Annotated in this window: 20 protein-coding genes and 5 pseudogenes; 12 read left to right on the plus strand and 13 right to left on the minus strand. The window is 44.4% G+C overall.

Features of this window, described 5'->3' with window-relative positions:
- Nucleotides 1–242: pseudogene (locus MiSe_RS32725) on the minus strand (hypothetical protein); the annotation flags it as partial.
- A gap of 122 nt (nucleotides 243–364) precedes the next feature.
- A complete protein-coding gene (locus MiSe_RS32730; protein ID WP_226587999.1) occupies nucleotides 365–598 on the minus strand; it encodes a Nif11-like leader peptide family natural product precursor in 234 nt (77 codons plus the stop codon).
- A 119-nt stretch (nucleotides 599–717) separates the two neighbouring features.
- Here MiSe_RS32730 and MiSe_RS51350 point away from each other — a divergent pair, with 119 nt between their 5' ends.
- The 3 genes from MiSe_RS51350 (at nucleotide 718) to MiSe_RS32740 (ending at nucleotide 2,827) form a co-directional block, all read left to right on the plus strand.
- A complete protein-coding gene (locus MiSe_RS51350) occupies nucleotides 718–840 on the plus strand; it encodes a hypothetical protein (RefSeq protein WP_264196746.1) in 123 nt (40 codons plus the stop codon).
- Between the two features lie 379 nt (nucleotides 841–1,219).
- Entirely contained in the window at nucleotides 1,220–2,410 is a 1,191-nt protein-coding gene (dxr, locus tag MiSe_RS32735) for a 1-deoxy-D-xylulose-5-phosphate reductoisomerase (RefSeq protein ID WP_226588001.1), read from the plus strand.
- Nucleotides 2,411–2,602: 192 nt separating this feature from the next.
- Nucleotides 2,603–2,827, plus strand: coding sequence for a hypothetical protein (locus MiSe_RS32740; protein WP_226588003.1), 225 nt, complete (start codon nucleotides 2,603–2,605; stop codon nucleotides 2,825–2,827).
- Between the two features lie 424 nt (nucleotides 2,828–3,251).
- Here MiSe_RS32740 and MiSe_RS32745 read toward each other — a convergent pair whose 3' ends face one another.
- The 3 genes from MiSe_RS32745 to MiSe_RS32755 form a co-directional block, all read right to left on the minus strand.
- Entirely contained in the window at nucleotides 3,252–3,872 is a 621-nt protein-coding gene (locus tag MiSe_RS32745) for a TerD family protein (protein ID WP_226588005.1), read from the minus strand.
- 332 nt (nucleotides 3,873–4,204) lie between these two features.
- The gene (locus MiSe_RS52265) at nucleotides 4,205–4,690 is read right to left on the minus strand and encodes a cupin domain-containing protein (protein ID WP_307731588.1); all 486 of its coding nucleotides are present in this window, start codon (nucleotides 4,688–4,690) and stop codon (nucleotides 4,205–4,207) included.
- Between the two features lie 27 nt (nucleotides 4,691–4,717).
- The gene (locus tag MiSe_RS32755) at nucleotides 4,718–5,479 is read right to left on the minus strand and encodes an SAM-dependent methyltransferase (protein ID WP_226588007.1); all 762 of its coding nucleotides are present in this window, start codon (nucleotides 5,477–5,479) and stop codon (nucleotides 4,718–4,720) included.
- Between the two features lie 345 nt (nucleotides 5,480–5,824).
- On the opposite strand from MiSe_RS32755, the pseudogene MiSe_RS32760 reads away from it, so the two are divergent.
- Nucleotides 5,825–7,258, plus strand: a pseudogene (locus MiSe_RS32760) (flavin monoamine oxidase family protein).
- Nucleotides 7,259–8,055: 797 nt separating this feature from the next.
- Here the strand turns inward: MiSe_RS32760 and MiSe_RS32765 are convergent.
- From MiSe_RS32765 to MiSe_RS32790, 6 genes are all read right to left on the minus strand, one after another.
- Entirely contained in the window at nucleotides 8,056–8,544 is a 489-nt protein-coding gene (locus tag MiSe_RS32765) for an acyl-CoA thioesterase (RefSeq protein WP_226588008.1), read from the minus strand.
- Between the two features lie 234 nt (nucleotides 8,545–8,778).
- The gene (locus MiSe_RS32770; RefSeq protein WP_507770228.1) at nucleotides 8,779–9,774 is read right to left on the minus strand and encodes an ADP-ribosylglycohydrolase family protein; all 996 of its coding nucleotides are present in this window, start codon (nucleotides 9,772–9,774) and stop codon (nucleotides 8,779–8,781) included.
- 98 nt (nucleotides 9,775–9,872) lie between these two features.
- Nucleotides 9,873–10,322, minus strand: coding sequence for a type II 3-dehydroquinate dehydratase (gene aroQ, locus MiSe_RS32775; RefSeq protein WP_226588012.1), 450 nt, complete (start codon nucleotides 10,320–10,322; stop codon nucleotides 9,873–9,875).
- 29 nt (nucleotides 10,323–10,351) lie between these two features.
- Nucleotides 10,352–10,489 (minus strand): hypothetical protein, encoded by a 138-nt coding sequence (locus tag MiSe_RS32780; RefSeq protein ID WP_226588014.1) that lies wholly within the window; start codon nucleotides 10,487–10,489, stop codon nucleotides 10,352–10,354.
- A gap of 216 nt (nucleotides 10,490–10,705) precedes the next feature.
- Nucleotides 10,706–11,956, minus strand: coding sequence for a competence/damage-inducible protein A (locus MiSe_RS32785; protein ID WP_226588016.1), 1,251 nt, complete (start codon nucleotides 11,954–11,956; stop codon nucleotides 10,706–10,708).
- Between the two features lie 437 nt (nucleotides 11,957–12,393).
- A complete protein-coding gene (locus MiSe_RS32790; protein WP_226588018.1) occupies nucleotides 12,394–12,801 on the minus strand; it encodes a hypothetical protein in 408 nt (135 codons plus the stop codon).
- 352 nt (nucleotides 12,802–13,153) lie between these two features.
- Between MiSe_RS32790 and MiSe_RS32795 the strand changes: the two genes are divergently transcribed.
- The 8 genes and pseudogenes from MiSe_RS32795 (at nucleotide 13,154) to MiSe_RS32825 (ending at nucleotide 20,790) form a co-directional block, all read left to right on the plus strand.
- Entirely contained in the window at nucleotides 13,154–14,116 is a 963-nt protein-coding gene (locus tag MiSe_RS32795; protein WP_307731586.1) for an aldo/keto reductase, read from the plus strand.
- A gap of 712 nt (nucleotides 14,117–14,828) precedes the next feature.
- A pseudogene (locus MiSe_RS32800) lies at nucleotides 14,829–15,194 on the plus strand (cytochrome ubiquinol oxidase subunit I); the annotation flags it as partial.
- A gap of 10 nt (nucleotides 15,195–15,204) precedes the next feature.
- Nucleotides 15,205–15,912: pseudogene (locus MiSe_RS51355) on the plus strand (cytochrome d ubiquinol oxidase subunit II); the annotation flags it as partial.
- A gap of 119 nt (nucleotides 15,913–16,031) precedes the next feature.
- Nucleotides 16,032–16,337 (plus strand): annotated as a pseudogene (locus tag MiSe_RS51360) (cytochrome d ubiquinol oxidase subunit II); the annotation flags it as partial.
- A gap of 200 nt (nucleotides 16,338–16,537) precedes the next feature.
- The gene (gene gntT / locus MiSe_RS32810; RefSeq protein WP_307731587.1) at nucleotides 16,538–17,872 is read left to right on the plus strand and encodes a guanitoxin biosynthesis MATE family efflux transporter GntT; all 1,335 of its coding nucleotides are present in this window, start codon (nucleotides 16,538–16,540) and stop codon (nucleotides 17,870–17,872) included.
- Nucleotides 17,869–18,009, plus strand: coding sequence for a hypothetical protein (locus MiSe_RS32815; RefSeq protein ID WP_226588022.1), 141 nt, complete (start codon nucleotides 17,869–17,871; stop codon nucleotides 18,007–18,009). The genes gntT and MiSe_RS32815 overlap by 4 nt, the downstream gene beginning before the upstream one ends.
- A gap of 113 nt (nucleotides 18,010–18,122) precedes the next feature.
- Nucleotides 18,123–19,121: an aldo/keto reductase family protein gene (locus tag MiSe_RS32820; RefSeq protein ID WP_226588024.1), complete on the plus strand. Its 999-nt coding sequence runs from the start codon at nucleotides 18,123–18,125 to the stop codon at nucleotides 19,119–19,121.
- Nucleotides 19,122–19,584: 463 nt separating this feature from the next.
- Nucleotides 19,585–20,790, plus strand: coding sequence for a glycosyltransferase family 4 protein (locus MiSe_RS32825; RefSeq protein ID WP_226588026.1), 1,206 nt, complete (start codon nucleotides 19,585–19,587; stop codon nucleotides 20,788–20,790).
- A 53-nt stretch (nucleotides 20,791–20,843) separates the two neighbouring features.
- Here the strand turns inward: MiSe_RS32825 and MiSe_RS32830 are convergent, their stop codons facing one another.
- Entirely contained in the window at nucleotides 20,844–21,536 is a 693-nt protein-coding gene (locus MiSe_RS32830) for a glycosyltransferase domain-containing protein (RefSeq protein WP_226588028.1), read from the minus strand.
- A gap of 84 nt (nucleotides 21,537–21,620) precedes the next feature.
- The gene (locus MiSe_RS32835) at nucleotides 21,621–22,952 is read right to left on the minus strand and encodes an acyltransferase family protein (RefSeq protein ID WP_226588030.1); all 1,332 of its coding nucleotides are present in this window, start codon (nucleotides 22,950–22,952) and stop codon (nucleotides 21,621–21,623) included.
- Nucleotides 22,953–23,055: the final 103 nt, after the last annotated feature.

Raw genomic sequence — 23,055 nt, forward strand, 5'->3', positions numbered from 1 at the left:
GTGCCCCTACAGGTTGTGCCACCGATTGATTCGCCAACAGGTAGGGGCACGGCAGTATAGACGTTCTCTGTTTTGAGAACAATAGTTGCTGGTGCCGTGCCCCTACAGGTTGTGCCACCGATTGATTTGCCAACAGGTAGGGGCACGGCAGTATAGACGTTCTCTGTTTTGAGCATCATATTTGTTGGTGCCGTGCCCCTACAGGTTGTGCCACCGATTGATTCGCCAACAGGTAGGGGCACGGCAGTATAGACGTTCTCTGTTTTGAGAACAATAGTTGCTGGTGCCGTGCCCCTACAGGTTGTGCCACCGATTGATTCGCCAACAGGATCGTAATTTTGCCAGATGCATTAGATTTGAACAATCATCGGCGTACCAGGTGAAGCCGAGGTCCCACCCCCGGATTAACCATAGATGCTATTGCTTCTGGGGGTAATTTTTCAATCTGAGCTTGCAACTCTTCCGCCGTGAAGTGATAGCCTTGGTCTGCGGCAATCTTGATGAAAGTTTCTGGCTCGGTGGTGGCTTTGAGTTTTACTTGTAATGCCTCGTCTTGCTGTGCGGCTTTAAAAAAGCGGGAAGCGCAATCTTGGGTCATAAAAACATCTCCTTAATCAAAGCGCGATTTTGATGCAGTTATTAGACTTCGACCATATCTCTTGTGGGGTGGGCATCCTGCCTGCCCTTGAGGTTGTTTTCTCTTGAGGTCGAATGGAGGTGAAGCATATTATTTCGGCTGAACTGCCAGATATAGCACCCGGTGCAGAAATGTCTAATGCAACATTCCTACTCAATCCCTTGATGGGCAAACACCAAGGGCGAATCGCCGATTTATTTTAATTGCCTACTGGGTGATGAGACGGGTGCCAGATCCCAGAGCAACCGATGATGTATTTGAAAGGATAAATCAAACGCCGCTAAACTTCACATAATCTTGACATAAATTAAAATTTCCGGTATCCGATCGAACCTAAAGGCAACCAACTTTGTGCTGTAGGGAATGGCTAATGGCTAATGGCTAATGGCTAATGGCTAATGGCTAATGGCTAATGGCTAATGGCTAATGGGTAATGGCTAATGGGTAATGGCTAATGGCTAATGGCTAATGGCTAAATTTCCCACTGCTCACCTGCCCTTCTGCTCACCTGCCCACCTGCTCACCTGTCCATGGGATCCCCAAGCAATTTATAGTGGATGGCGATGGGATTGTTAAACAATTGTGAAACCAATAACTTTACTTGGCTCTACAGGCTCTATTGGGACTCAAACGTTAGATATCGTGGCGCAGTACCCGGATCGGTTCCGCATCGTGGGATTAGCGGCAGGGCGCAATGTGACGATGCTGGCGGCACAGATCCGGCAATTCCGACCGGAAATTGCTGCCATCTCCGATGCAGAAAAATTGCCCGAACTAAAACAAGCGATCGCAGACCTCGACCCGCAACCTATACTACTAGCTGGGCAAGCGGGTATTATCGAAGTTGCCCGCTACGGCGATGCCGAAGCCGTCGTCACGGGAATTGTCGGTTGTGCCGGTTTATTACCCACCATCGCCGCCATCGAAGCGGGCAAAGATATCGCCCTCGCCAATAAAGAAACTTTAATTGCAGGCGGCCCAGTCGTAAATCCTCTTGTAGAAAAATACGGCGTCAAGCTATTACCTGCCGACTCGGAACATTCAGCAATTTTTCAGTGCCTGCAAGGCGTCCCAGATAAAGGTTTGCGGCGCATATTACTTACCGCTTCTGGGGGTGCATTCCGAGATTGGCCTGTGGAAAAATTATCAGAAGTTACGGTAGCAGACGCATTGAAACATCCCAACTGGTCGATGGGTCGTAAAATTACCGTAGACTCCGCCACGCTGATGAATAAAGGACTGGAAGTGATCGAGGCGCATTTCCTCTTTGGTTTGGACTACGACGACATCGAAATTGTCATCCATCCCCAAAGCATTATTCACTCGCTGATCGAACTGCAAGATACTTCAGTATTAGCCCAATTAGGTTGGCCTGATATGCGGTTGCCCATACTTTATACCCTATCTTGGCCCGAGCGAATTTATACTGATTGGCAACGGTTGGATTTAGTCAAAGCTGGCAATCTTACCTTCAGGGAACCCGATCATGAAAAATATCCCTGTATGCAATTAGCCTATGCCGTAGGAAGGGCAGGAGGTTCGATGCCAGCGGTATTAAATGCAGCCAACGAACAGGCAGTCGAGCTATTTTTATCAGAAAAAATCCGATTTTTGGATATTCCCCGCTGTATAGAATGGGTGTGCGATAAACATCAATCAGATAACCGGGCAAATCCTTCTTTAGATGATATTTTGGCAGCGGATGAATGGGCAAGGCGGCAAGTCTTGGAAGCGAGTCAGGTTTTAAGCGATCGCGTGGTTTCAGTTCGTTAGAATAACCAATAGACCTCGACAATAACTCTTGTGGGATAGGCGTCTCGCCTGTCAAAGAGTTAGTTTTTTGCATAAGTCTAATGTAGAGACGTTACATGTAACGTCTCTACATTAATGCCAATCGAGGTAAGATTCATCTCATATCCTCTGTGGCTCGATTGCAGAAGTAATTAGTTAAAACAGGCAAAACTTATGCCAGTAGATTTAATTATTTGGATTGCAGCTTTAATCGTAGCTGGGTTAGTTTTAACCTGGTTGCTCAAAGTTGTGAAAGCAACGATTACCACCGCTATTTCAGTCGCCATCATCATACTAATTTTACAGCTAGCCTTTGGCATCGGCCCCGATCGCCTTTGGCAGCAAATAGTTCAAATTCCCCAAATTATTTGGGAAAGGGAAATGGTAACTGGTAAATAATAACTCAAGTTGCTAGTTAATAGTTGTGACATTGGTAATTGGTAATTGGTAATTGGTAATTCGATGATTTGGCAGTCTACTCTTGACAATTACCCATTACCCCAGTCAGAAACCCGGTTTCTGAGTAGAGAGAAACCGGGTTTCTTTAGCGTCAAACCCCCGATAATTCCTTGAAACCGGGTTGATTTGCCAAGGGATGTAACTAGCAACTTGAGTTAATACTAAATCTGTGGGATGCTATCTAAAGGTCGCAATTCATCTCCCGTTAAACTTCAAAGACTGTGCCGCTGAGAATGTTAAGTAGCAGTTATATCATGTCCGGTAGCAATGGTAGTGCAAGTGTTTTTTATGTTGTAGGGGCGGGTTTTACGAGAGATAATTGCTGTCAGGGCAAAGAATCAATAAACCCGCCCCGGTTACTCGTTTATCTTTTTGGTTGTGGAGCGCGATACCGCCAGTTGATAACCTGTTGACGAGTGTAACTATCGATTAATTCTTGAGCGCCACCCTTATAGCCTTTGCCTACAGCCTGGATTGCCCATCCTCCATCTTGGCGATATAGTTCAGCCACGATCAGTGCTGTTGCACCAGAGTAATTATCTACCAGATTGTAGCGTAGAACTTCTTCTTGGGTCTGATCGTTGACTAAGCGCACAAACGCATTTTTTACTTGTCCAAAATTTTGCTTGCGTTCTTCTGCATCAAAAATTGTTACAGCGAAAATAATTTTTTGGACTTCAGCAGGTACTTTTTTTAAATTAACTTTGATCGCTTCATCATCGCCCTCACCTACACCTGTTGAGTTATCTCCCATGTGCTGCACTGATTGATTTGGATCGGGGCTTGTAAGGTTATTATAAAAAACTAAATGAGAGTCAGAAATTAGCTTTTCGTTAGCACCCAAAAGAAATGCAAAGGCATCTAAATCGCAATCGACATCTTTATTAGATTGAACGTCCCATCCTAGACCTAAAAATACTTCGGAAAGACCGGGGTTGGTTTTGCTAAGTGATATGCCTTGTCCTTTGCCCAAGAAAATTGCCATAATCTAACTTGCGTCCTCAAATTAAATCTCAATACAAAATTTTACACCAACAGATTGTTATTCTATCAATTATTTATCTAAATTAAGATTTATTTAATAAATCTTAAATAAATGCTGATGCACTCTACAATAGTCGGGCGATCGCACCTCATCCATCCTACCGGGACTTAAACAAAACTTATCTTGAAAATAGGCTCAAACCCAGTTAGCCCGGAGAGGGTTGGGTAACGCTATGCTCAACCCAACCTACGAATGATTAGATAAATTTATCACCCTAAGTACGGGAGATCCCTTGCGTTAAATATTGTGACACGCAGTTTTATTTATCTGCTTTATTCAGGATTGCTTAAAATAGCTTTTGGTTGATTAGCATCAAATAGAGAAGCAGACAAAAGAATAACCGGGCTGTCTGTTTTGTTTTCTCCATAATGAACCATTCCAGCAGATTCAACTAAAGCATCTCCGACTGTCAGCTGTATAGTTTTCCCTGCTTGCAGAATCAATTCTGTGCCATTAGCTTTCGTTACTTTAGCTTCTCCTGCCACAACAGTATAAGTTAAAGTTCCCGCCTCTACTCGTTCAATTTGCATTCCCGGATGAGTATGAGTAGGGAGTTTTGTTCTTGGTGCAATGGTATAGCGGACAAGCTCAAGAATCTGCTTTTGGTCTTGCGTAGGATAGCCACTAGCTAAAACTTCACGGGTGACAGATTGAGTGTAAGTATTGGGTGATGATGTTTCTTGGCTGTTAACAACTACGCTGCCAAAAGCTAGGATAGCTAAGGGAAGAATCAGAGACCATTTTCTCCTAGTAAAAATTTTTTGGTTTGGGCTATTTAATAAATATTAATCTTCCTTGACAGCTATGACAAAAAAGATATGTGGAGCATCAGGAACATTACGGGCGGGAAATTGATAAGTAAATCTCCCAAAAGAAGCCCCCTCTTCCCCTGGTTGAATGGCTGATGCTTTCCAACCATAAGCAGCAAAAAAAGATTCAGGTTCGTCACAACTGGATTGCCAATATTTAGCCCATGCATCAGAGCCATTGCAAACAACTGCGTTCATGACATCAGCCCCGAAATAACTTCCTGCTACAGATAAATTATTGATAGCTGTTAGGAGATTTTCGACTTCTGTTTGGTTGAGATAATAGAGAAATCCTTCCAACAGCCAGATGGATGGTTCTGAGGGTTGATAGCCTTGTTCGATCAGCAATTTAGACCAAATTGATTCTTTTAAATCAGCACAAATTGAGTGGCGAGTACAGTGAGGAACAATCCCGCTTAAAACGGATTCTTTATAATCCAATACATCGGGATTATCGATTTCATAAACATGAGTTCCTGGTTGCCAATTCAGGCGAAAAGCTCTTGTATCCATTCCCGAACCCAAAAGAACGATTTGCCGTATATGCTGAGAGTATTTATTTAAGAAATCATCAAAAAAGCGAGTCCGAACGGATGCAAATGGCCTCCCTTGTTTTTCATATTCTTCCAAGCGGGGAATGGCAGCTTCAATGGCTTCTGGACCTGCTAACTTTGCCGCGAAGGGATCGGTAAACAAAGCATCAGGTCTCTGTGTTTCGATCCCCCGACCAGCAGCCATAATTTTGGAAAACTCACGCTAGTTGCTTGTGATTCAGACATTTTGTTCCTGATACTAATTAATTCCTTTAGCTATTTTAGTGCCTTAGTGGCGCTTCAGTGCGATCGCTCTCTTTCTCAATCCCTAAATTTATAAAACTTCATAAAAAATTGCAGTATGGCAAATTATACTTGGTGATACTTTTTCCCGGCTGGCTTCAATAGCCGGGAAGCCTCTCCAATTCAGGATTCAAGCTGGAATGCTGCAACGGTACATAGGACCAGTTAAGCGATCTGGCGACACTTGCTTGTTTGGGGCTGGTTATGTAAATTCGGAAAAGGCAGGTAAATTTACGGTTATGAGGACATGACTAGCAAAAAGTTAAATCGCCGCGATTTTATCGGAGGATTGAGTCAGTCTGTCCTCTCCTTCCTCGTTTTAAGTCGAGCCACCCAACAACTCAAGGTATCTGCTAGCCAACGTACTTCTGTATTGGTTCTCGGTGCGGGGCTTTCGGGCTTATATACGGCACTGCTATTAGAAGCCAAAGGGCTATCGGTGACAGTTTTAGAAGCTCGCGATCGCGTTGGTGGTCGCGTTCATACTCACAATGATATTCCAGGGAAGCCGGAAGCTGGAGGGCAATCGTTTAGTGAAAAATATCAGCGTTTGTTAGCTGTGGCGGAACGGTTGCAAGTTCCTCTAGAACCATCTGTCGGTTTAGATAAGGAAATGTTACTGTATGTGCGAGGACAAGCTGTATTGCCGAAAGATTGGGCTGGGGCGACTGCAAATCAGTTAACAGCAAATGAACGTAAGATAGTTCCTCCATTGTTGCTCAGTTACTACCTCCAACAAAAGAATCCTTTGGAGAATGAGACAGCTTGGACAAAACCTGAATATGCTGATTTGGATATTCCCTTGGATGATTATCTGCGCCGCGCCGGAGCCTCGACAGAAGCCTTGCGTTTGATCAACTTTAACCCAGGTTCCCGAACGAATAGCTTGGAGACAGCCTCGGCTTTATGGGCGTTGCGGAACGATCAGCGCAGCAGAAATCTTGGTCAACAGCCCTTACGGATTCGGGATGGAAATAGCCGTTTACCTGAAAAAATGGCGGCGGCGTTGAAGTCTCCTGTGCAGTTGAATAAAGTAGTAGAGGCAATTCGTTCTCTTGATAGCGGTGTAGAGGTTCATTGTGTGGATGGATCGAGTTTTCGGGCTGATTATGTAATCGTCACTCTGCCTTTTTCGGTATTGCGGGATGTGGAAATTACACCGGGTTTGCCTGCGCTACAATCTGAGGCGGTTAAGGGATTAAATTATACCGCAGTAACGCAAATTCGCTTCACGGTACGCGATCGCTTTTGAGAAAAAGATGGTTATCCGCCGATGATGTGGACAGATTCGGCACTACAGAGTATTTTTCCACTGCGCGATCGCCAGAATAATGTGCAAAGCTTTGTTTGTTGGGTGAGTGGTGATAATGCTAAAAAATTAGATGCCATGAGTTCAACAGGATTAGAGCAACTTGTGCGAGCGCAACTCCAACAAATTCGTCCGGGAATTGAGCAGAATCTGGAGATTGTGCGAGTCGTTTCTTGGGGGCGCGATCCTTATGCCCGTGGCGCTTATTCCTATTTTATTCCAGGACAAATCCGCCGATTTCAAAAGATTATGGCACAGCCTTGGCAGAGAATTCATTTTGCAGGAGAACATACAGCAATTTCTTCATCTGGGATGGAATCGGCGCTGGAATCAGCAGAACGAGTTGCCGAGGAAATTTTATCTCGGATTTAGGGAAACATTATCATTTTGGGAAATTTCTGAGGGGCGGTTAACTGGCATCGCTCCCTTTGTACATTCTTGGGCATGATGTGGGTAATAACGCAAGTTGCTAGTTATAAACTGAGGCATTTTCGCTCCCCCTAATATGGTTTCTCTTTAAGTTTGCTACAGATGGCTGACGCTCCAGAGGCGGGGACGGGATATGTAACAAAATATTAGAAAACAGCTTGGCTACAGGAATCTGAACATCGACAGGACTTACGCAAACACCAAAGTTTCTATGAAAAATCGTTGCTTTGGAAGGGGAGATCTACGCAGAAACAAAGGTGATAGGTTCCTCGTGCGTAAGTCCTGATCGAGTTAGATCAGCTGAGCTAACCTCTGCGATCGCATTTCTTGCACCAGTAAAAGCGATCGCTTGACCTATCGGTACAGTGTGGGCATCCTTGCGACATTTCTTGGTGAAAAATGCAAGTTGTTACGCTTTAGCATTAAAACGTCACAACTTACATTTATCTAAGTTTTAGCATAACGAACTCGCGGCTGAGGATTTTCTAAGATAAATTCCTTAATTTCATCTTGCACCGTGCTACCTAAGATGTAGCCTAAGATACATCTTACCCAATTATGACGCAAGACCCGTCAAAATCATTCTCAGGTGAATAAATTGTTGACCGTACAGCAGGATTCAAGAGTGGGCAAGGAAGTCCTACCAGATTGTAATCTTGCACATTTGACAGACTAACAAATACAACAATTAAAACAATCTCTAGCTATCAGCGGGGTTATCAAACCGGATTTTCCATGCTTTATATTTTCCCTGTCAGTTTCGCAAATACATCTTTTACGTCTGGTGGCAATTGTCGCATAATCTTGCCTTTTTCCATATCTACTGCGACCAATGTCACCTTCGCCGTTACATAGAGTTCCTGTCCATCAAGCGACTGAATTTGGTAATCCCAATTCAGACGAACCCCAGTTATTTCTAACATGCGCGCCCTCACAACTGCTGTCATTCCCAGTCGCAACGCGCGATGGTAGCGCACTGAAAGTTCTACCACTGGCAGATCGCAACCTAGCGCTACCAAATCGGCAAATTCAATACCAAGTGAGCGCAAGCATTCGACTCGCGCTTCTTCCATCCAAGCAATATAAGAACCGTGCCAAACTACACCAGCATAATCTGTGTGGTGAGGTTGCGCCCGCACGGGATATTCAAACCAGCTATCCCCTGAAATGTTAAGCAAGTTTTGGATAGCTTCAGTGGGTGGTAGTTGAGGTTTTTGTTCTTCAGACATAGGGGGAATTGCTAATTGCTAATTGCTAATTGCTAATTGCTAATTGCTAATTGCTAATTGCTAATTGCTAATTGCTAATTGCTAATTGCTAATTGCTAATTGCTAATTGGGAGAGAGAAGCTCACAATAATATCCTGACATTAGCCATTAGCCATTAGCTATTAGCCGCAGGTTTGAGATAACTAGCAACTTGAGTTAGTAGTTGATTTCTACTCTGCTCACCTGCTATATAATTTAACGGGGTTTGATCGTCTGGGGTGCGCCCACGGCAAAAACTTGACTGGGGTCGATGAGAAATTTTTCCGCATCGTAAACGCCTGACCAAGTTGCTAAAAGACGCGCTGCCAGTCGCAACAGTTCTGCTTCTGAATTTATACCCCAAAGTGTTGCTAAAGGCGAAGTGTCGCCTTTTTGCTGTTCGAGTGCCAAACGCCACGCCGGGGGAATGCCCGCAACGCTATTGTACGCCCCAGATATCGCACCGGCGATCGCACAAGTCACCTGCGCTTGCGGACAGCGCGCAGCACGAAGCACAGAAAGACGCAAGTCTTCTATCGTACTCAAAAAACAGTAAAACGCTAACGCCACCGGAAAATTAGCCGGTGGCGCTGTTTGACGCGGTATTAGTTTATTTAGCGCCATTTCTTTTGGCGCGCCTTGTTCTAATAAAGTTTGCACTTGTCGCAGTTGGTTTACCAGCGGCGTTTCGGCATCCAGATAGCTGATGGTTTGAGGAATTAGGGTATCGCGATTGAGTTTTTCTTTTAACGCACTTGCAATAGCATATCCAATCGCTAACGTCCCATCCTTTAACACCGAATCATCTTGCCAAACATCTGCCACCTGCTGCAAGTTTTGTCGCAGTTTTGCTTCATCTTCATGGAAGAATAAAGCCACTGGCACGGCAGAAATAATCGCCCCATAACCCTTAACGCCGTCACTTTTTGAGGCGGATTTGGTTTTATCCTTGCGACGCCGTGCCGGGGATTTCCCTGGATTAACCGACGCTTCGCCGGAGTTTTCCCCCGCCGACTCTTGCCAATCGGCTAAATCGAGTCTTCCCCGTCGAATCAATCCTTCGGTTCCCTTGACCACCAACCGTCCCGAACCAGACGGGGGTGTAGACTGGGGTTGACCGAGCTGCCAGGACTCACCGTAAGCGCCCCAAATTTCTCCCATCGCAGTCCCCAGCAAGGCACCGCGAAACCGGCTCAAAAGGGAATACCGCATTAGACCATTTTAGATTTTGGATTTTAGATTTTAGATTCTAGATTCTAGATTTTAGATTCAATTTTAATCTCAAATCTGCCATCTAAAATTTGCTATTCTTATTGATTCTGCCTAATGTGGTGAATCAGCGCCTGTAATCCCAAACGATAACTTTCGGCACCAAACCCGCTAATTTGCCCAATCGCCACAGGTGCGATATATGAGTGATGGCGGAATTCCTCGCGCCGATAGATGTTGCTCAGGTGTACCTCAACCGTGGGAAGGGCAACGGCTGCGATCGCATCTCTAATTGCCACGCTGGTATGAGTATAAGCCCCAGGGTTGATCAAAATTCCCTGATGACGCTCTCGTGCAGAGTGAATCGCATCCACCAGCACGCCTTCATGATTCGACTGTAGCGTCGAAACATTTGCCTGCCAAGAATGCCCTTCTGTTTCCAGCAGGCGGTTGATTTCATCCAATGTCACGCGCCCATAAACTCCTGGTTCTCTTAGTCCCAGCAGGTTCAGGTTCGGGCCGTGCAGTACCAGAACACTTAGTTGCTGCAATTGCTTAACTTAATCCGTGCCTGAGTTTTCTAGCGACGACGTCCTGGATCGTTGACCGGAATGGGAATCGGTTCTGGTTCTGGTTGCACTTCTGGTCCCAGCAGCGCTTCGATAATTTTCCGCGCCCATTCTCTCACCTTTTCCAGTAGATCTTCGATGAAGTCCATTGAACAGACTACTCCTTGAATACAGGCTGCTTACTTCGCTCTCTGGCGAAAACCCAAGCTTTCGCTAGGGAGGTTGGCTAAAACTCAAATACCCAATTATTTCTGTATACTGTGATACTGAAATTAGTTCAATGACAGGGAGTCTAAGTATTGAGTTCTTTACTTTATGATAACCAACTTATCCAAAATCGTTAAGGTAGATTGTGAATTTCTCGCCTAATTACACAATAACTGACGCCGCAGGTGGTCGAGAGCCGTAGAAGCACTGAAATGGCGAATCAAATCGCGGTCTTGCAGGGGACTAAAGCGATGCTCGAAACTTTCTGCGCGATCGCTTGGCGCTGCCAGACCGATGTAAACTAAACCCACGGGCTTGCTATCCGTACCGCCGCCTGGACCTGCAATACCCGTAATGCTCAATCCCCAGGTTGTTCCCAAGCGTTTTTGCACGCCTTTTGCCATTTGCTTGGCTACCGTATGGCTGACAGCACCGTGGGTGGCTAAATCTTCTGAATTAACGCCTAGAAGGTTAATTTTTAGCGAATTATCGTAAGAAATTATGCCTCCCATAAAATAAGCTGAACTCCCGGCAACCGTGGTCAACATGTATCCCAAACCGCCACCCGTACAAGATTCCGCCACGCTGAGAGTTTCCCCAGATGCTTGTAGCAGATTCCCCACAACCGAAGCCAGGGTATCATCGTCAGCACCGAAATAATTTAACCCGCCAATTTGTTGCAGTTGTTGTGCTACGGGTTCAATTATTAAGTTGGCAGCGGAGGCAGACTCAGCTAGTGCCGAAACCCTCAACTTGACTTCTCCCCGACTGGCATAAGGGGCAACTGTAGGGTTTGATAGATTGAGGAAATCAGCTGCTGCCTCAGCCAGTGCAGATTCCGCAATCCCCCAAAATTTTAACGTCCGGCTGTAGATAATTTCTTTACCCCAACCTTGGCTTTTAAGATAGGGGACGGCGATTTCTTGCCACATCCGGTGCATTTCTAAGGGGACGCCTGGAAAAGTGAGAATTATGAGATGGGGGCGGGGTTGCCAAATAATACCGGGGGCGGTTCCCAAAGAGTTAGCTAGAATATCTGCACCTTGCGGAATTAAAGCTTGCTTGCGGTTGCTAGGAGCCATCTCGCCCCCGCGACGGGCGTATTTTTCCGCGATATTTTCGATAATTTCCGGTTTTTCTACCAGGGGTGTGCCAAAAAAGTCGGCTATGGTTTCGTGGGTCAGGTCATCGGGAGTGGGGCCAAGACCGCCGGTGAAGATTAGGATAGAAGAGCGCGAGCAAGCAATCTCCATTACCTGTTTAATTCGCCCCGGATTATCCCCTACAACCGTTTGGTAATAGTGAGGAATTCCCAAGTCAGCTAATTGCTGGGCTAAAAACTGGGCGTTGGTATTGAGAATATCGCCCAGCAGTAATTCAGTTCCGACGCAAATAATTTCAGCACTCATAAGATTTTCTTTGACATCCTCCCACACTAACTTTTCGAGTATAGTGTGAGCTTAACCTTGGGAACGATGATTTTCCGCCGTCATTCAATCATCTACGTATAAAAATTTACACCTTGCACTTTTGGGTCAAGATATCCTATATGGAAAACTTGTAGCGATGGTTACATTTTAATCACTGGTGTCAACTTAACCAGGACTTACGCACAAGTTCCCGGTTTCTACGAAAAATCGTTGGTTTGGCAACCAGAGATCGACGGTCGAAACCGGGTTTCTAGGCTCGTGGTGCGTAAGTCCTGTTAACGCTAAGCGCCGTCAGGCTAAAGCCTGCGGCTATACAAACTAAGCCTGCCGACCCAGGCTCAAAAGAGGAACTAGCCCTTGTCTTGCGGGCTTTGCCTGTATAGCTACACCCGAAGGATTTTGCATTTGTGTTGGAACTAACGCAAAAATGCACGTAGGCTTTCAAGTTGATCGGATTTTAGACATTTGGCAAAAGAGCGGACTTTTCGCGCATTTGGGTGAGGAAGGAAAGTAATGAGCTTTTCTCTACCACGGATCGCTATCGGCGCAAACAGAGCAACATCTTTAGGAATCTCAAACTGAGAGTGCATTGCCTCTGTCGCCCACCTTCCAAGCACTACAACAACCCGTGCTGATGCTATTTCCCATACTTTTTGCAAATAAGTTTCAACACAATGTTTTTCTGCTTCTTTGACTTGGTATTCGTTCAGGGTGGAAGGTGACTGGGAAAAAACAACCTGACGACATGGATACTCAACTGACGGATTTTGAATACAAAACTGTACGTGAGGACAACGAGCAATCTCATTTAACAACCTTGTCATAAATTTCCTAAAAAGAAGACTTTCAATTGATTCAAATTATCACTCAGGTAGTAATAATAGCGCTCGCCGCTAGGATTTCCAGTAAACTTTTACCCCTAAACGGATCCTTGGCAACACAACGCTTAAATGTATAGCAAATCACGTTTGGTAAAACTCCCCAGTTATGTCTGATGAAAGATGTGGAGCCAGGGATGATCAACTGCAATCGTTAGTAGGCTTGTTAAGATGATTGTGCAGCCTGGTACAGCCAGGTCTATTGTGCCCATAGGAAGATGTTGTAAACTTTTCCTTGGGTTGGAATTGGCTCATAGCTATATCTAGTTAAGCAATATCTGCCAGAAAAGAAGAACAGATGTCAGGAAGTATGTCAAACTCAGAAATGCTATACCGAACTCTCGGCAGCACAGGAGAGAGGGTTTCCGCGATCGGAATCGGTGGCTGGCACCTCAGCTTGAAGCATGTTGATGAGCAACTGGCTATCCGGATTGTTCGCACTGCGATCGATCGTGGCATCAATTTTATGGATAACTGTTGGGATTATAACGGTGGAGCCAGCGAGATTAGGATGGGGAAAGCGCTGCGCGATCGCTACCGAGATAAAGTATTCCTGATGACGAAAATTGACGGTCGCTCGAAGAAAGAAGCCGCGAGGCAGCTAGACGAATCACTACAACGCTTGCAAGTTGATTGCATCGATCTCGTCCAGCACCACGAAATCATCCGCTACGAAGATCCCCATCGAGTGTTCGACGAAGAAGGGGCAAATGCCGCCTTGATTGAGGCGCGTCAAGCTGGCAAGCTGCGATACATTGGCTTCACCGGACACAAACACCCCCAGATTCATCTGTACATGCTGGAAGTTGCAGCCGAGTATGGGTTTAAGTTTGATGCGGTGCAGTTGCCGCTGAATGTGATGGATGCCCACTTCCGCAGCTTCGGGAAGCTAGTTGTGCCGGAACTGGTCAAACAAAACATCGGCATTCTGGGGATGAAAAGCATGGCAAACGGGATTCTTTTAGGGTCAAATACGGTAACGCCGATTGAGTGTCTGCACTATGCCCTGAATCTGCCCACATCGGTTGTGATTACGGGAATTGACAGCATGGAGATTCTCGCTCAAGCGTTTGAAGCGGTGCGGACATTCCAGCCAATGAATGACTCTCAGGTGCGAAGTCTCTTAGCAAAAACGGCACAAGCGGCATCACGCGGCGAGTTTGAGCCATTCAAAACCTCATCAATTTTTGACGGCACTGCCCGAAATCCGGATTGGCTGGGAGAGGAACCACAGCGCATCCAGCAATTAATGTCAGCCTAATCCCAGAGCGGATCGAATCGATTGATGTGTTATGCAAGATCTAATATCGTGTCCGGTAGCAAAGGTAGTGCAAGTGTTTTTGATGCTGTAGGGGGGGTTTTACGGCTACCAGGTAGGCGCAAGACAACACAGTTAAAAAGGGGATTTGGGAAAAGGGGGAAGGGGGATTTGGGGATTTGGGGATTTGGGGAAGGGGGATAATGGGGGAAAGAGGGCAACAGGAAAGACAAAGGGAAACAGAGGAGAAAAGAGTCTGTGGTGAAAACAGGGACAAACTTTTGCTTTAGCTTTCCCCCTTTTCGCCTTTCCCCCTTTTCCCCTTTTCCCCAAATCCCCCTTTTCCCTTTTCCCCAAATCCCCCTTCCCCAAATCCCCCAAATCCCCCTTACCCTTTTCCCAAATCCCCCTTTCCCCTTCGAGAGAGGCCATTTTGTCCCGTCTTAGATTGGTAGCCGGTTTTACCAGAGTTTTATTGTAGGGGCGGGTTTTACCAATCAATCCGTGGAACCACGAGATATTTGGTTCAGGACTTACGCAAACACCAAAGTTTCTCTGAAAAATCGTCGCTTTGTCACCAGAGATCGCAGCTTGAAACTTTGGTGATAGGAACGCCCTTGCGTAAGTCCTGTGGTTAAACCCGCCCCTACTAACAAAGGATAAATAAACCCGCCCCGACGTGCAGCTACCGATGCAACCGGACATTTCACAGGAAAAAATTACTCAGCAGCGATGGTTAATGCGTGCCTGGATGTTTGCCGCTCCTTTGGGATTTATTGCGATCGATACGGGTTGGATCGTGCGTTGCGTTGGGCGACAGCCGTGGACGCTCTACGAGCAAATTCGCACCGTAGATTCTGCTTCTCATATTCTGGCTAACAATGTCTTGGTATCCCTCACAGGCTTTACAGTTACTTACATCTTGTTGCTGATTGCATACATCTATTTTGGTAGCCGCATTGTTCCCAGAGCGCCAAGATTTGACTTACCAGTGCCGGGATTAGAAATAACCAAACCTGCAATCGATACAACTCCTGGAGAATTCGTTCCCGACGAGCGCCCCGTAGAAGCGCAACAGTAGGAGAAAAAATATGGAGACGCTCAACTATTTTCTGCCACAAATTTGGTTTGGCATTTTAGCCCTCTTCCTCTTCCTTTATGTGATGTTGGATGGGTTTTACCTGGGAGTAGGCATTCTGTCTATCACGTCTTCCTCTGAAGAACGTCGCAGCATTTTGATGACGAGCTTAAGCAACTTTTGGGATGCTAACGAAACTTGGCTGGTATTGATGGGAGGCAGACTGTTTGGCGCATTTCCTCTGGCTTATGGCACCATCCTGACTGCGCTTTACATGCCAATTATCCTGATGGTATTTGGATTCATTTTTCGCGCGATCGCCTTTGAATTTCGCGAAGAAGCCAAGGGAAAATTATTCTGGAATTTAGCCTTTGGTGTGGGAAGTTTCACCGCAGCATTGGGTCAAGGATTCGCCCTTGGTGCAGTGCTAAAAGCGATTAAAGTCGATGCAGCGGGTCACTTTATCGGCGGCAATTGGGATTGGTTGAGTTGGCAATCTGTTCTGGTGGCATTGACTTTAATCCAGGGCTACGTTTTGAGCGGCTCGACTTATTTAATTTGGAAAACGACGGATGAATTGCCAGAAACCCACTACAAAACTGCCAAAATTGCCGCCCAGACAACGCTGCTTGGTGCAATTTTCATCACGATTTCCACACCAATTTTTTATGAAAGTGCGAGAAATCGTTTGTTCCAGCAACCGCTTGTTTATATCTTTGGTATTATATCAAATCCGGTTGCATCGGAATGATTGGCCTTTCTGGGTAATTGCTAATTGCTCGCTTGCTAATTGCAAGAAAAGCCCCTACAGGTCGTAATTCCGATGCCTAAGGAAACGATATTATCCCTGTGCTGGGGATTCTGCTGATCTGGCAACTACTCAAAAGCCTAGATCGTAAGCAGGAACGCGCTCCTTTCGTTTGGACAATTCTCATTTTCGTGCTGACGTTCATCGGGTTGGGATTAGTAGTCTTCCCTTACATCATTCCCCCCGAAATCCCTATCTACGAAGCCGCCGCCGCTCCTAGCTCGCTCGTGATTATGATCGTCTTTATTGGCTGCCTCATTCCCGTCATGTTGTTCTATAACCTTTATCAGTACATTGTCTTTCGTGGCAAAGTTACTGGTGGTCACTATGGGGATTAGCTGAAACCGAAAGAAGCCCCACACTGTACTATAATCCCCTTGAATGCAGGTCGGACTGTTTTTGATTGCAGACCGCTACACCTAGTGACCATGCTCCCTGATTCTCCTCCCTTGATTCTGCTTGACTTCATTTCAAATTGGCATTAGGCAAAAAATAGTGATAAAGTAGACTCGAATATCTATCCCTTGGGACTTTGACATTGCTGCAATACGACTTTCTATATCGCTTTCTGAAAATCGCTACTGTCAACGTAGTGTCGAATATTACAATACCCTTATCGGGTGCAATCAGCGTAGCTTTCCTGGGACACCTGTCAAACATTAGTTATTTAGCAGGGGTGGCATTAGGTGCTATTGTGTTTGATTTTCTCTACGAAAGTTGTTCGTTTATCAAGTCAGGAACAACTGCGGTTACATCTCAATCCGTTGGACGAGATGACCGAGAAGCAATACTTCTAACAGGGCTACAAAATGCTTTAATCGCTTTGGGATTGGGTATGGTTTTTCTGCTGCTGCAATACCCTTTGGGTCAGCTAGGCTTTATGTTGTTGAACGCTACGACCGATGTGAAAAGTGCGGGGATTACTTATTTTAATAGCCGGATTTGGGCAGCGCCTGCGGCTTTAGTCAACTTAGTCTTAATTGGATGGCTGCTGGGACAAGAACAAAATCGTAAAGTCCTTTTACTCACTATAGTTGGGAACGTTTCTAACGTCGCACTTAATTACCTTTACATTGTCCTTTGGGATTGGTCAAGCATGGGGGCTGGGTTGTCGCAAGCTATTAGCCAGTATATAACCTTATTTGTCGGGCTAGTGATGATTAGCCGTCAAGTTACGTTAAAAGAAATAACTGCTTTAGCAGGAAAAGTGCTAAATTTGTCGGCTTTGCAAACTCCTTTTGCTCTGAATCGCAATCTATCTGTTAGGGCTATCGTTATCGTAGCTATTTTTATTCTTTTCAATGCTTTTAGTGCGACATTAGGGAATGGTGTTCTGGCTGAAAATGTTTTACTTCTCCAAATGGTAGCATTAAGCATGTACATGTGTGATGGAGTAGAATACGCTACTGCAACTTTAACTGGTAACTTTAAAGGTCAAGGAGCAACCCATAAGTTCGTACCACTCCTGCAAATTGCATTAGGAATTAACCTGGTGATTGGTTTAGTGGTTGGGCTGGCTACTGTATTTTTTCCAGACCCTATATTTCATCTGCTCACTAACCACTCAGAATTGATAGAACCCGCTAAAACTTATATCCCTTGGGTACTCCTTGTTGTAGTGGGGGCGGGAGTTGCTTATATTCTAGATGGATATTTTGCCGGCTTGGGTGAGGGCGCTGCTGTACGCAATACTTACTTGGTCAGTGGCTCGCTGGGACTTATCTTTCTATCTTTATCAACCTTTTATTTTCATAGCAATCATTTTTTATGGTTAGCTTTATTCACGTTCATGTTGTCTTGCAGTTTAACTCTGGGAATACAGATACCTATGACATTGCAATCAAATGAGGAAAAGGAGGTTGTTAAATTGTGAACATTGACCGTTCCGTGCTGGAGTTTTTAACCAAGTCGTGTCCGGCGGCACGCTTGGGAATGGCTGAACCTTTTTTACTCCCCCTACCTCAAGCCGTGCCAACACCTCATACCGCCCAAACCCTGATTGTCCTGTAGTACCTGAAACGGCTACAATCATTTTGACGAATCAGCTTCATTTTTTCGTAAATGAAGCTCGAAATACCAGTGAAATAGGACATCAAAATGAAATATAGAAAATTGGGAACGAATTGCATATTTCTGAAATCAGTCTTGGTTCCTGGGGTATTCATGAGGGTGTAGAACAGCAAAATGCAGAGGCTTGCATTTACAAAGCCTTTGATGTTGGCATTAACTTCATTGACACTTCTAATTCCTATGCGGCTGGTGGTGCTGAGTCATTTCTGGGGGAAGTATTACAAGGAATTGATCGCTCCAAGTATATCCTGGCGACCAAAGTCTTCTTCCCTACATCACCTAATGACCGAGGACTGTCAGCAGTCCAGATCAGAAAACAAATAGATGCTTCCTTAAGCCGATTGCGTACCGATTATGTTGACCTGTATCAATGCCATCGCTACGATCCGAATACACCTTTGGAGGAAACCATGACGGCACTCACTGAGGTAGTGCGTCAGGGAAAAGCTCGTTACATCGGCTTTAGCGAGTGGAGTTGTGAGCAAATTCAAGCTGCGTGCAATCTGGCTGATGTTGAACGCTTTGTTTCCAGTCAGCCTCAGTATTCTATGCTGTGGCGCCAGCCGGAAGCTCTTGTGTTTCCATTGTGTGCAGCTAATGGTATTGGTCAGATTGTTTGGTCGCCATTAGCTCAAGGTGTACTGACAGGCAAATACCAGCCAGGACAAGTTCCACCGCAAAATTCTCGCGCTGCTAATGAAAAAATGAATTGGTTTTTACTGCAAGAGTTATTCAGCGATCCGATTCTGACAGCAGTACAGAAACTCAAACCCATTGCCCAAGAATTAGGGTTGAGTATGGCACAGTTAGCTCTGGCTTGGGTACTAGGTTCTGAGTATGTATCTTCAGCGATTATTGGTGCTAGTCGTCCGGAACAAATTGTGGATAACGCTGCTGCATCAGGAGTACAACTGGATGGGGATGTATTGGCAGCAATTGACCAAGTATTGGTATCATATCATGTCCGCGAGAGATCGGTAGTGTATGGATGGCTAATTGCTAATTGCTCATTGCTAATTGTCAATTGCCAGACAGCAGCCATTAGCGATTAGCTATTAGCAGTTACACAACCGTTGCTATTGGACATGATATCAGTTGTTCACAAGTAAGTCCTTTCGTTATCCCTCTTTTGTTACCAAGGGAACGGCAGGCAGTCTAAAACCAACTATCAGCTCAGGGTTTGAGGTTTTTTCCCGAAAAACTGACCAAATTTTATTGACTGTCTACCACGGTAGTGTATGGATAGCTAATTGCTAATTGCTAATATAGTATTTTTCCTGACATTAGCGATTAGCGATTAGCTATTAGCAGTTACACAACTTAATTTGTCATAGTCAATCCCCAATAGTCTCTGGGTTTCTCAGGGATGTTTTTCTATATATTCCCGCAGTTGGCTCATTTTATTCAGCGTAAAATTACATTATAATATGGGAGCGATCGCGGCAGAGTTTGTTTGTTGGAGAAGTCTAATGAACATCCCCAATCACCCATACAAAGACTACCAGTTCCACAGTTATGACCATAGCAGATCAGAGAATTAAAATTACCTATATCTTCACGCACCATATTCGTTGGGTTCCCTTTGAATTGGTTGCCAAATATATCGATAAGAGTAAGTTCGCAATTGACTATGTCATTCTGAATGAAGGCGATCCGATAATCTCCTTTTTAAACCAGATGCATATTCCTTGCACTGTTACTTCCTATCAGGACTATAGCAATACCCCAGAAATCGTCAAATTTCTTTATGAACACTTGCTCAAAAATAAGACTGATATTGTTCATACTCATTGGTTCGCGGGAAGCTTGGCTGGAATGCAAGCGGCTTATTACGCCCATGTTCCAGTAAGAATCTTCACCAGAGAACATCCTTCGATTAAATACTATTCGCGTCATGATCCAAGCAAGCATCGCTTGATATGGGAATGTGCCACCAATGTGATTGCTGTTACCAATAAAAGCAAGCAAGGCATGATAGAAGACGGCATACCTGATGATAAAATCACACTTATACCGACGGGATTTGATACCAGGGAATTTGAGAATGTAGAGACTTCGCGCATTGATAAATTGCGAACTAAATATCTAGCCAATCATCACGGTCCTGTTATCGGTGTGGCGGCGCGGTATGTCAGATGGAAAGGAATTGAATATGTCATTGAAGCACACAAGCAGGTTCTCGAAGCTTATCCCAATGCCATGTTAGTTCTTTCCGGGACACATACAAATCGTGCCAGCCTGGAGGAGAAAATTCGTAATGCGCGCAAAGAAGACATTGTTGCACCTCAATACGAGGACATTATCAGCATCACAGACAAGTTGGCGCAATTACCTGAGCATAGCTATATTGAAATCCCATTTGAAGAAGACCTTTTCGCTTTGTTCAGATTATTTGATGTTTTTGTCCATGCGCCTACCGATTCTATTCAAGAGACGTTCGGGCAGGTGTATGTAGATGCCATGCTTTCCAGAGTTCCATCGGTTATTACCCTTGCCGGTAGTGCTTTGGATTGTGCTGTACACAAAGAGAATGCCTGGGTTGTTGATTACAAGAACAGCGCTCAAATTGCCGAAGGAATATTAGCACTCTTAAGCGATTCGCGCCTGAGAGAAAAGATCGTTAACAACGCTTTTCTCTGTGCCCAACAATACGACATAAAGAATCACATGCAACGACTTGAGGAATTTTATGTCTGTGAGCTGCAAAAGAGAAGGAAGTAGGAGCAAGGTTCCAGATTATCTCGATCAACTTTCAATCAGTCCTGCTGCAATTTCTAAAGATTGAAAACTCTCCGGATCTCCTCGTAGGCTTGTTTCTGTATTTCCAGTGCCAGCCAGGTTACATGGACAAAATAAGACACCAATTTGTCACGGCATAGTGGATTATTGTCGTATGTGTGGGTATAGCAGAATTTGAACTTGCTGTCGATATCCATGTTCAACAAACCCATTTCAGAGTTTTCTAACATGAATCGCGAAATTACACGCTGGTCATTCTGACGGCAATCCGTCATGTATTTATCCACAAAATTACTGGTAATATAGTTAAGCATCCGGAGATAGGCCCATTTGTAGCAAATGATAAAGCCACTGTTGAGATACTTTGCTGGCTGCCCTAAATAGTTAGACAAAAAGAAGGGAAGTACATCGGCACTGTGGTGGCAGAATACAGTTTCGGCACCGAAGATAAGATCTCTGCCTGTGGCACGGAAGTCTGCTGCCAATCCGGCAGGATCGTAACGAATGCACAGCACATCATAGGCATCCGTAAAGACTATGATTGCGTCGTCAGCAATATCGGTATCAGAAGCTAAGAATTCGCGAACCTTGAAGATCTTTGAGAGCAGTCCCAGTCGCGGAGAGTAATTCTCGATAATACGCAAGTTACCCTGCAATGATGAATACAGTGGCTGGACGAGTGGACTGTCCGCGTCACACAGGGTAATGAAAACGGGTTCTTCAAGCATTTGCATAAGCCTCAACTTTCTTCATTTTTTAATTCCACTAACAAAGACTATACCCCCGAATTTCTCACCATAATTCTCAAAGCCTTAATTAGATTTTCCCCCTTCTTCAAGTTTAATAGATGCAGTATCAAAAGCCATGCTTCTATTCTCAATCATTTCTAATAACAAGCATGTGCTTAAATAGTATTTAATCCTAGGTTGTATAACAAGCTCTAGAAAACTTGATAATGATATTGTGATAACAAGCCAAATTAATAAACCTAGTAAAAAACTCAAAACTGTTCCCTGCCAAGGAAAATATTTATGCATTAGTATCTCAATCGGCATATGTAATAGATAAAATGCATAAGAAATACTACCCATAAAACTCATTTTTTTCAATATATTGACAGATGTATCATATTTAACCAATAAAATTGCAAGTATAGCGTACAAAGATGCTGCTACCAATTTCGGTTCTTGCAAAACACCTCCTTGCCAAACGATCGCAGACAGGTGAAAACTAGGGATCAGGAAACAGAGTAACCGCAAATAATTAAAACCATAAAAATAGCGCCGTGTGATTTCACAAATTATTAATATACAGATTGGCAGAGTTGTTAGTTCAGAAAAATTGACAAAACTAGCAACTGGATTGGGAACACCTAGCGCGTTTAAAATCCATTTACCTGTGGAAAAATGATTGGTAGCATGAAATAATAAAATATAGCTAATCAGAGGTAAAAATGATTCTCTCTCACTAGAGGCTTGTACTTTACATGCTAATAATAGCCCACTCAACCAAAAAATCCATCCGGTTGCATAAGCAGAAATAAATTGTGGAAATAACGGAATAAACCAGCCAATAACACTGATTAGAAGAGCCGATAAAAATAAAGTTAAGATTTGAGGTCGCCACCACCAGACTAAGATAAAAACTAAATAATATAGAATTTCGTAATTTAAACTCCATACAGCTGCATTACCTGCTATAGGTTCTAGGGAAAAATCAAAGTATTTATCAAAATTTTGCAAAAATAATAAATTTCCTAAAACTATATTTAATTTTTCCTTCGGTTCAGCCAATACTGCGAAACAAATAGCAATAAAATAAATTGGTAAAATTCTAATAGCTCGGCGTGATATATAGTTACGAAAATGCTGAATTGAGAATTCTTTTGTGGTTGTTAAGCCAATGACGTAGCCTGAGAGAACAAAAAATAATAAAACAGCACTCCTTCCCGCTTGTAAATAACCAAAATAAATATTGGGATGGTAGGTAGGGTCTAAAAAGTTTTTCATAGACAAAACATGAAGTCCTGCTACTGAAAGTGCAGCAAGCCCTCTAATCCCCTCTAAATTATAGTCATAGCTGGAATTCTTTTCTGAAGAGCGATCGCTTCTGGGATCGGGTTCCATTTTTGCATTAATTTTCATGATATTTCACTAACCCCCCACATAGCAATTCCTCAACTGGTAAAGTACACCATATCCCACCCAAAAAGGGGCTTAAGCCCCTTGCTTGTAATATCATGTCCGT

It is taken from the genome of Microseira wollei NIES-4236 (genome assembly GCF_020521235.1).
Lineage (GTDB): Bacteria > Cyanobacteriota > Cyanobacteriia > Cyanobacteriales > Aerosakkonemataceae > Microseira > Microseira wollei.

Excerpts from the sequence above, each read along its gene's own strand:
- MiSe_RS32730 (WP_226587999.1), bottom strand. The coding sequence starts at position 598 with ATGACCCAAGATTGCGCTTCCCGCTTTTTTAAAGCCGCACAGCAAGAC.
- MiSe_RS32740 (WP_226588003.1), top strand. The coding sequence starts at position 2,603 with ATGCCAGTAGATTTAATTATTTGGATTGCAGCTTTAATCGTAGCTGGG.
- MiSe_RS32745 (WP_226588005.1), bottom strand. The coding sequence starts at position 3,872 with ATGGCAATTTTCTTGGGCAAAGGACAAGGCATATCACTTAGCAAAACC.
- MiSe_RS32755 (WP_226588007.1), bottom strand. The coding sequence starts at position 5,479 with ATGGCTGCTGGTCGGGGGATCGAAACACAGAGACCTGATGCTTTGTTT.
- MiSe_RS32765 (WP_226588008.1), bottom strand. The coding sequence starts at position 8,544 with ATGTCTGAAGAACAAAAACCTCAACTACCACCCACTGAAGCTATCCAA.
- MiSe_RS32770 (WP_507770228.1), bottom strand. The coding sequence starts at position 9,774 with ATGCGGTATTCCCTTTTGAGCCGGTTTCGCGGTGCCTTGCTGGGGACT.
- MiSe_RS32780 (WP_226588014.1), bottom strand. The coding sequence starts at position 10,489 with ATGGACTTCATCGAAGATCTACTGGAAAAGGTGAGAGAATGGGCGCGG.
- MiSe_RS32785 (WP_226588016.1), bottom strand. The coding sequence starts at position 11,956 with ATGAGTGCTGAAATTATTTGCGTCGGAACTGAATTACTGCTGGGCGAT.
- MiSe_RS32790 (WP_226588018.1), bottom strand. The coding sequence starts at position 12,801 with ATGACAAGGTTGTTAAATGAGATTGCTCGTTGTCCTCACGTACAGTTT.
- MiSe_RS32795 (WP_307731586.1), top strand. The coding sequence starts at position 13,154 with ATGTCAGGAAGTATGTCAAACTCAGAAATGCTATACCGAACTCTCGGC.
- MiSe_RS32825 (WP_226588026.1), top strand. The coding sequence starts at position 19,585 with ATGACCATAGCAGATCAGAGAATTAAAATTACCTATATCTTCACGCAC.
- MiSe_RS32830 (WP_226588028.1), bottom strand. The coding sequence starts at position 21,536 with ATGCTTGAAGAACCCGTTTTCATTACCCTGTGTGACGCGGACAGTCCA.
- MiSe_RS32835 (WP_226588030.1), bottom strand. The coding sequence starts at position 22,952 with ATGAAAATTAATGCAAAAATGGAACCCGATCCCAGAAGCGATCGCTCT.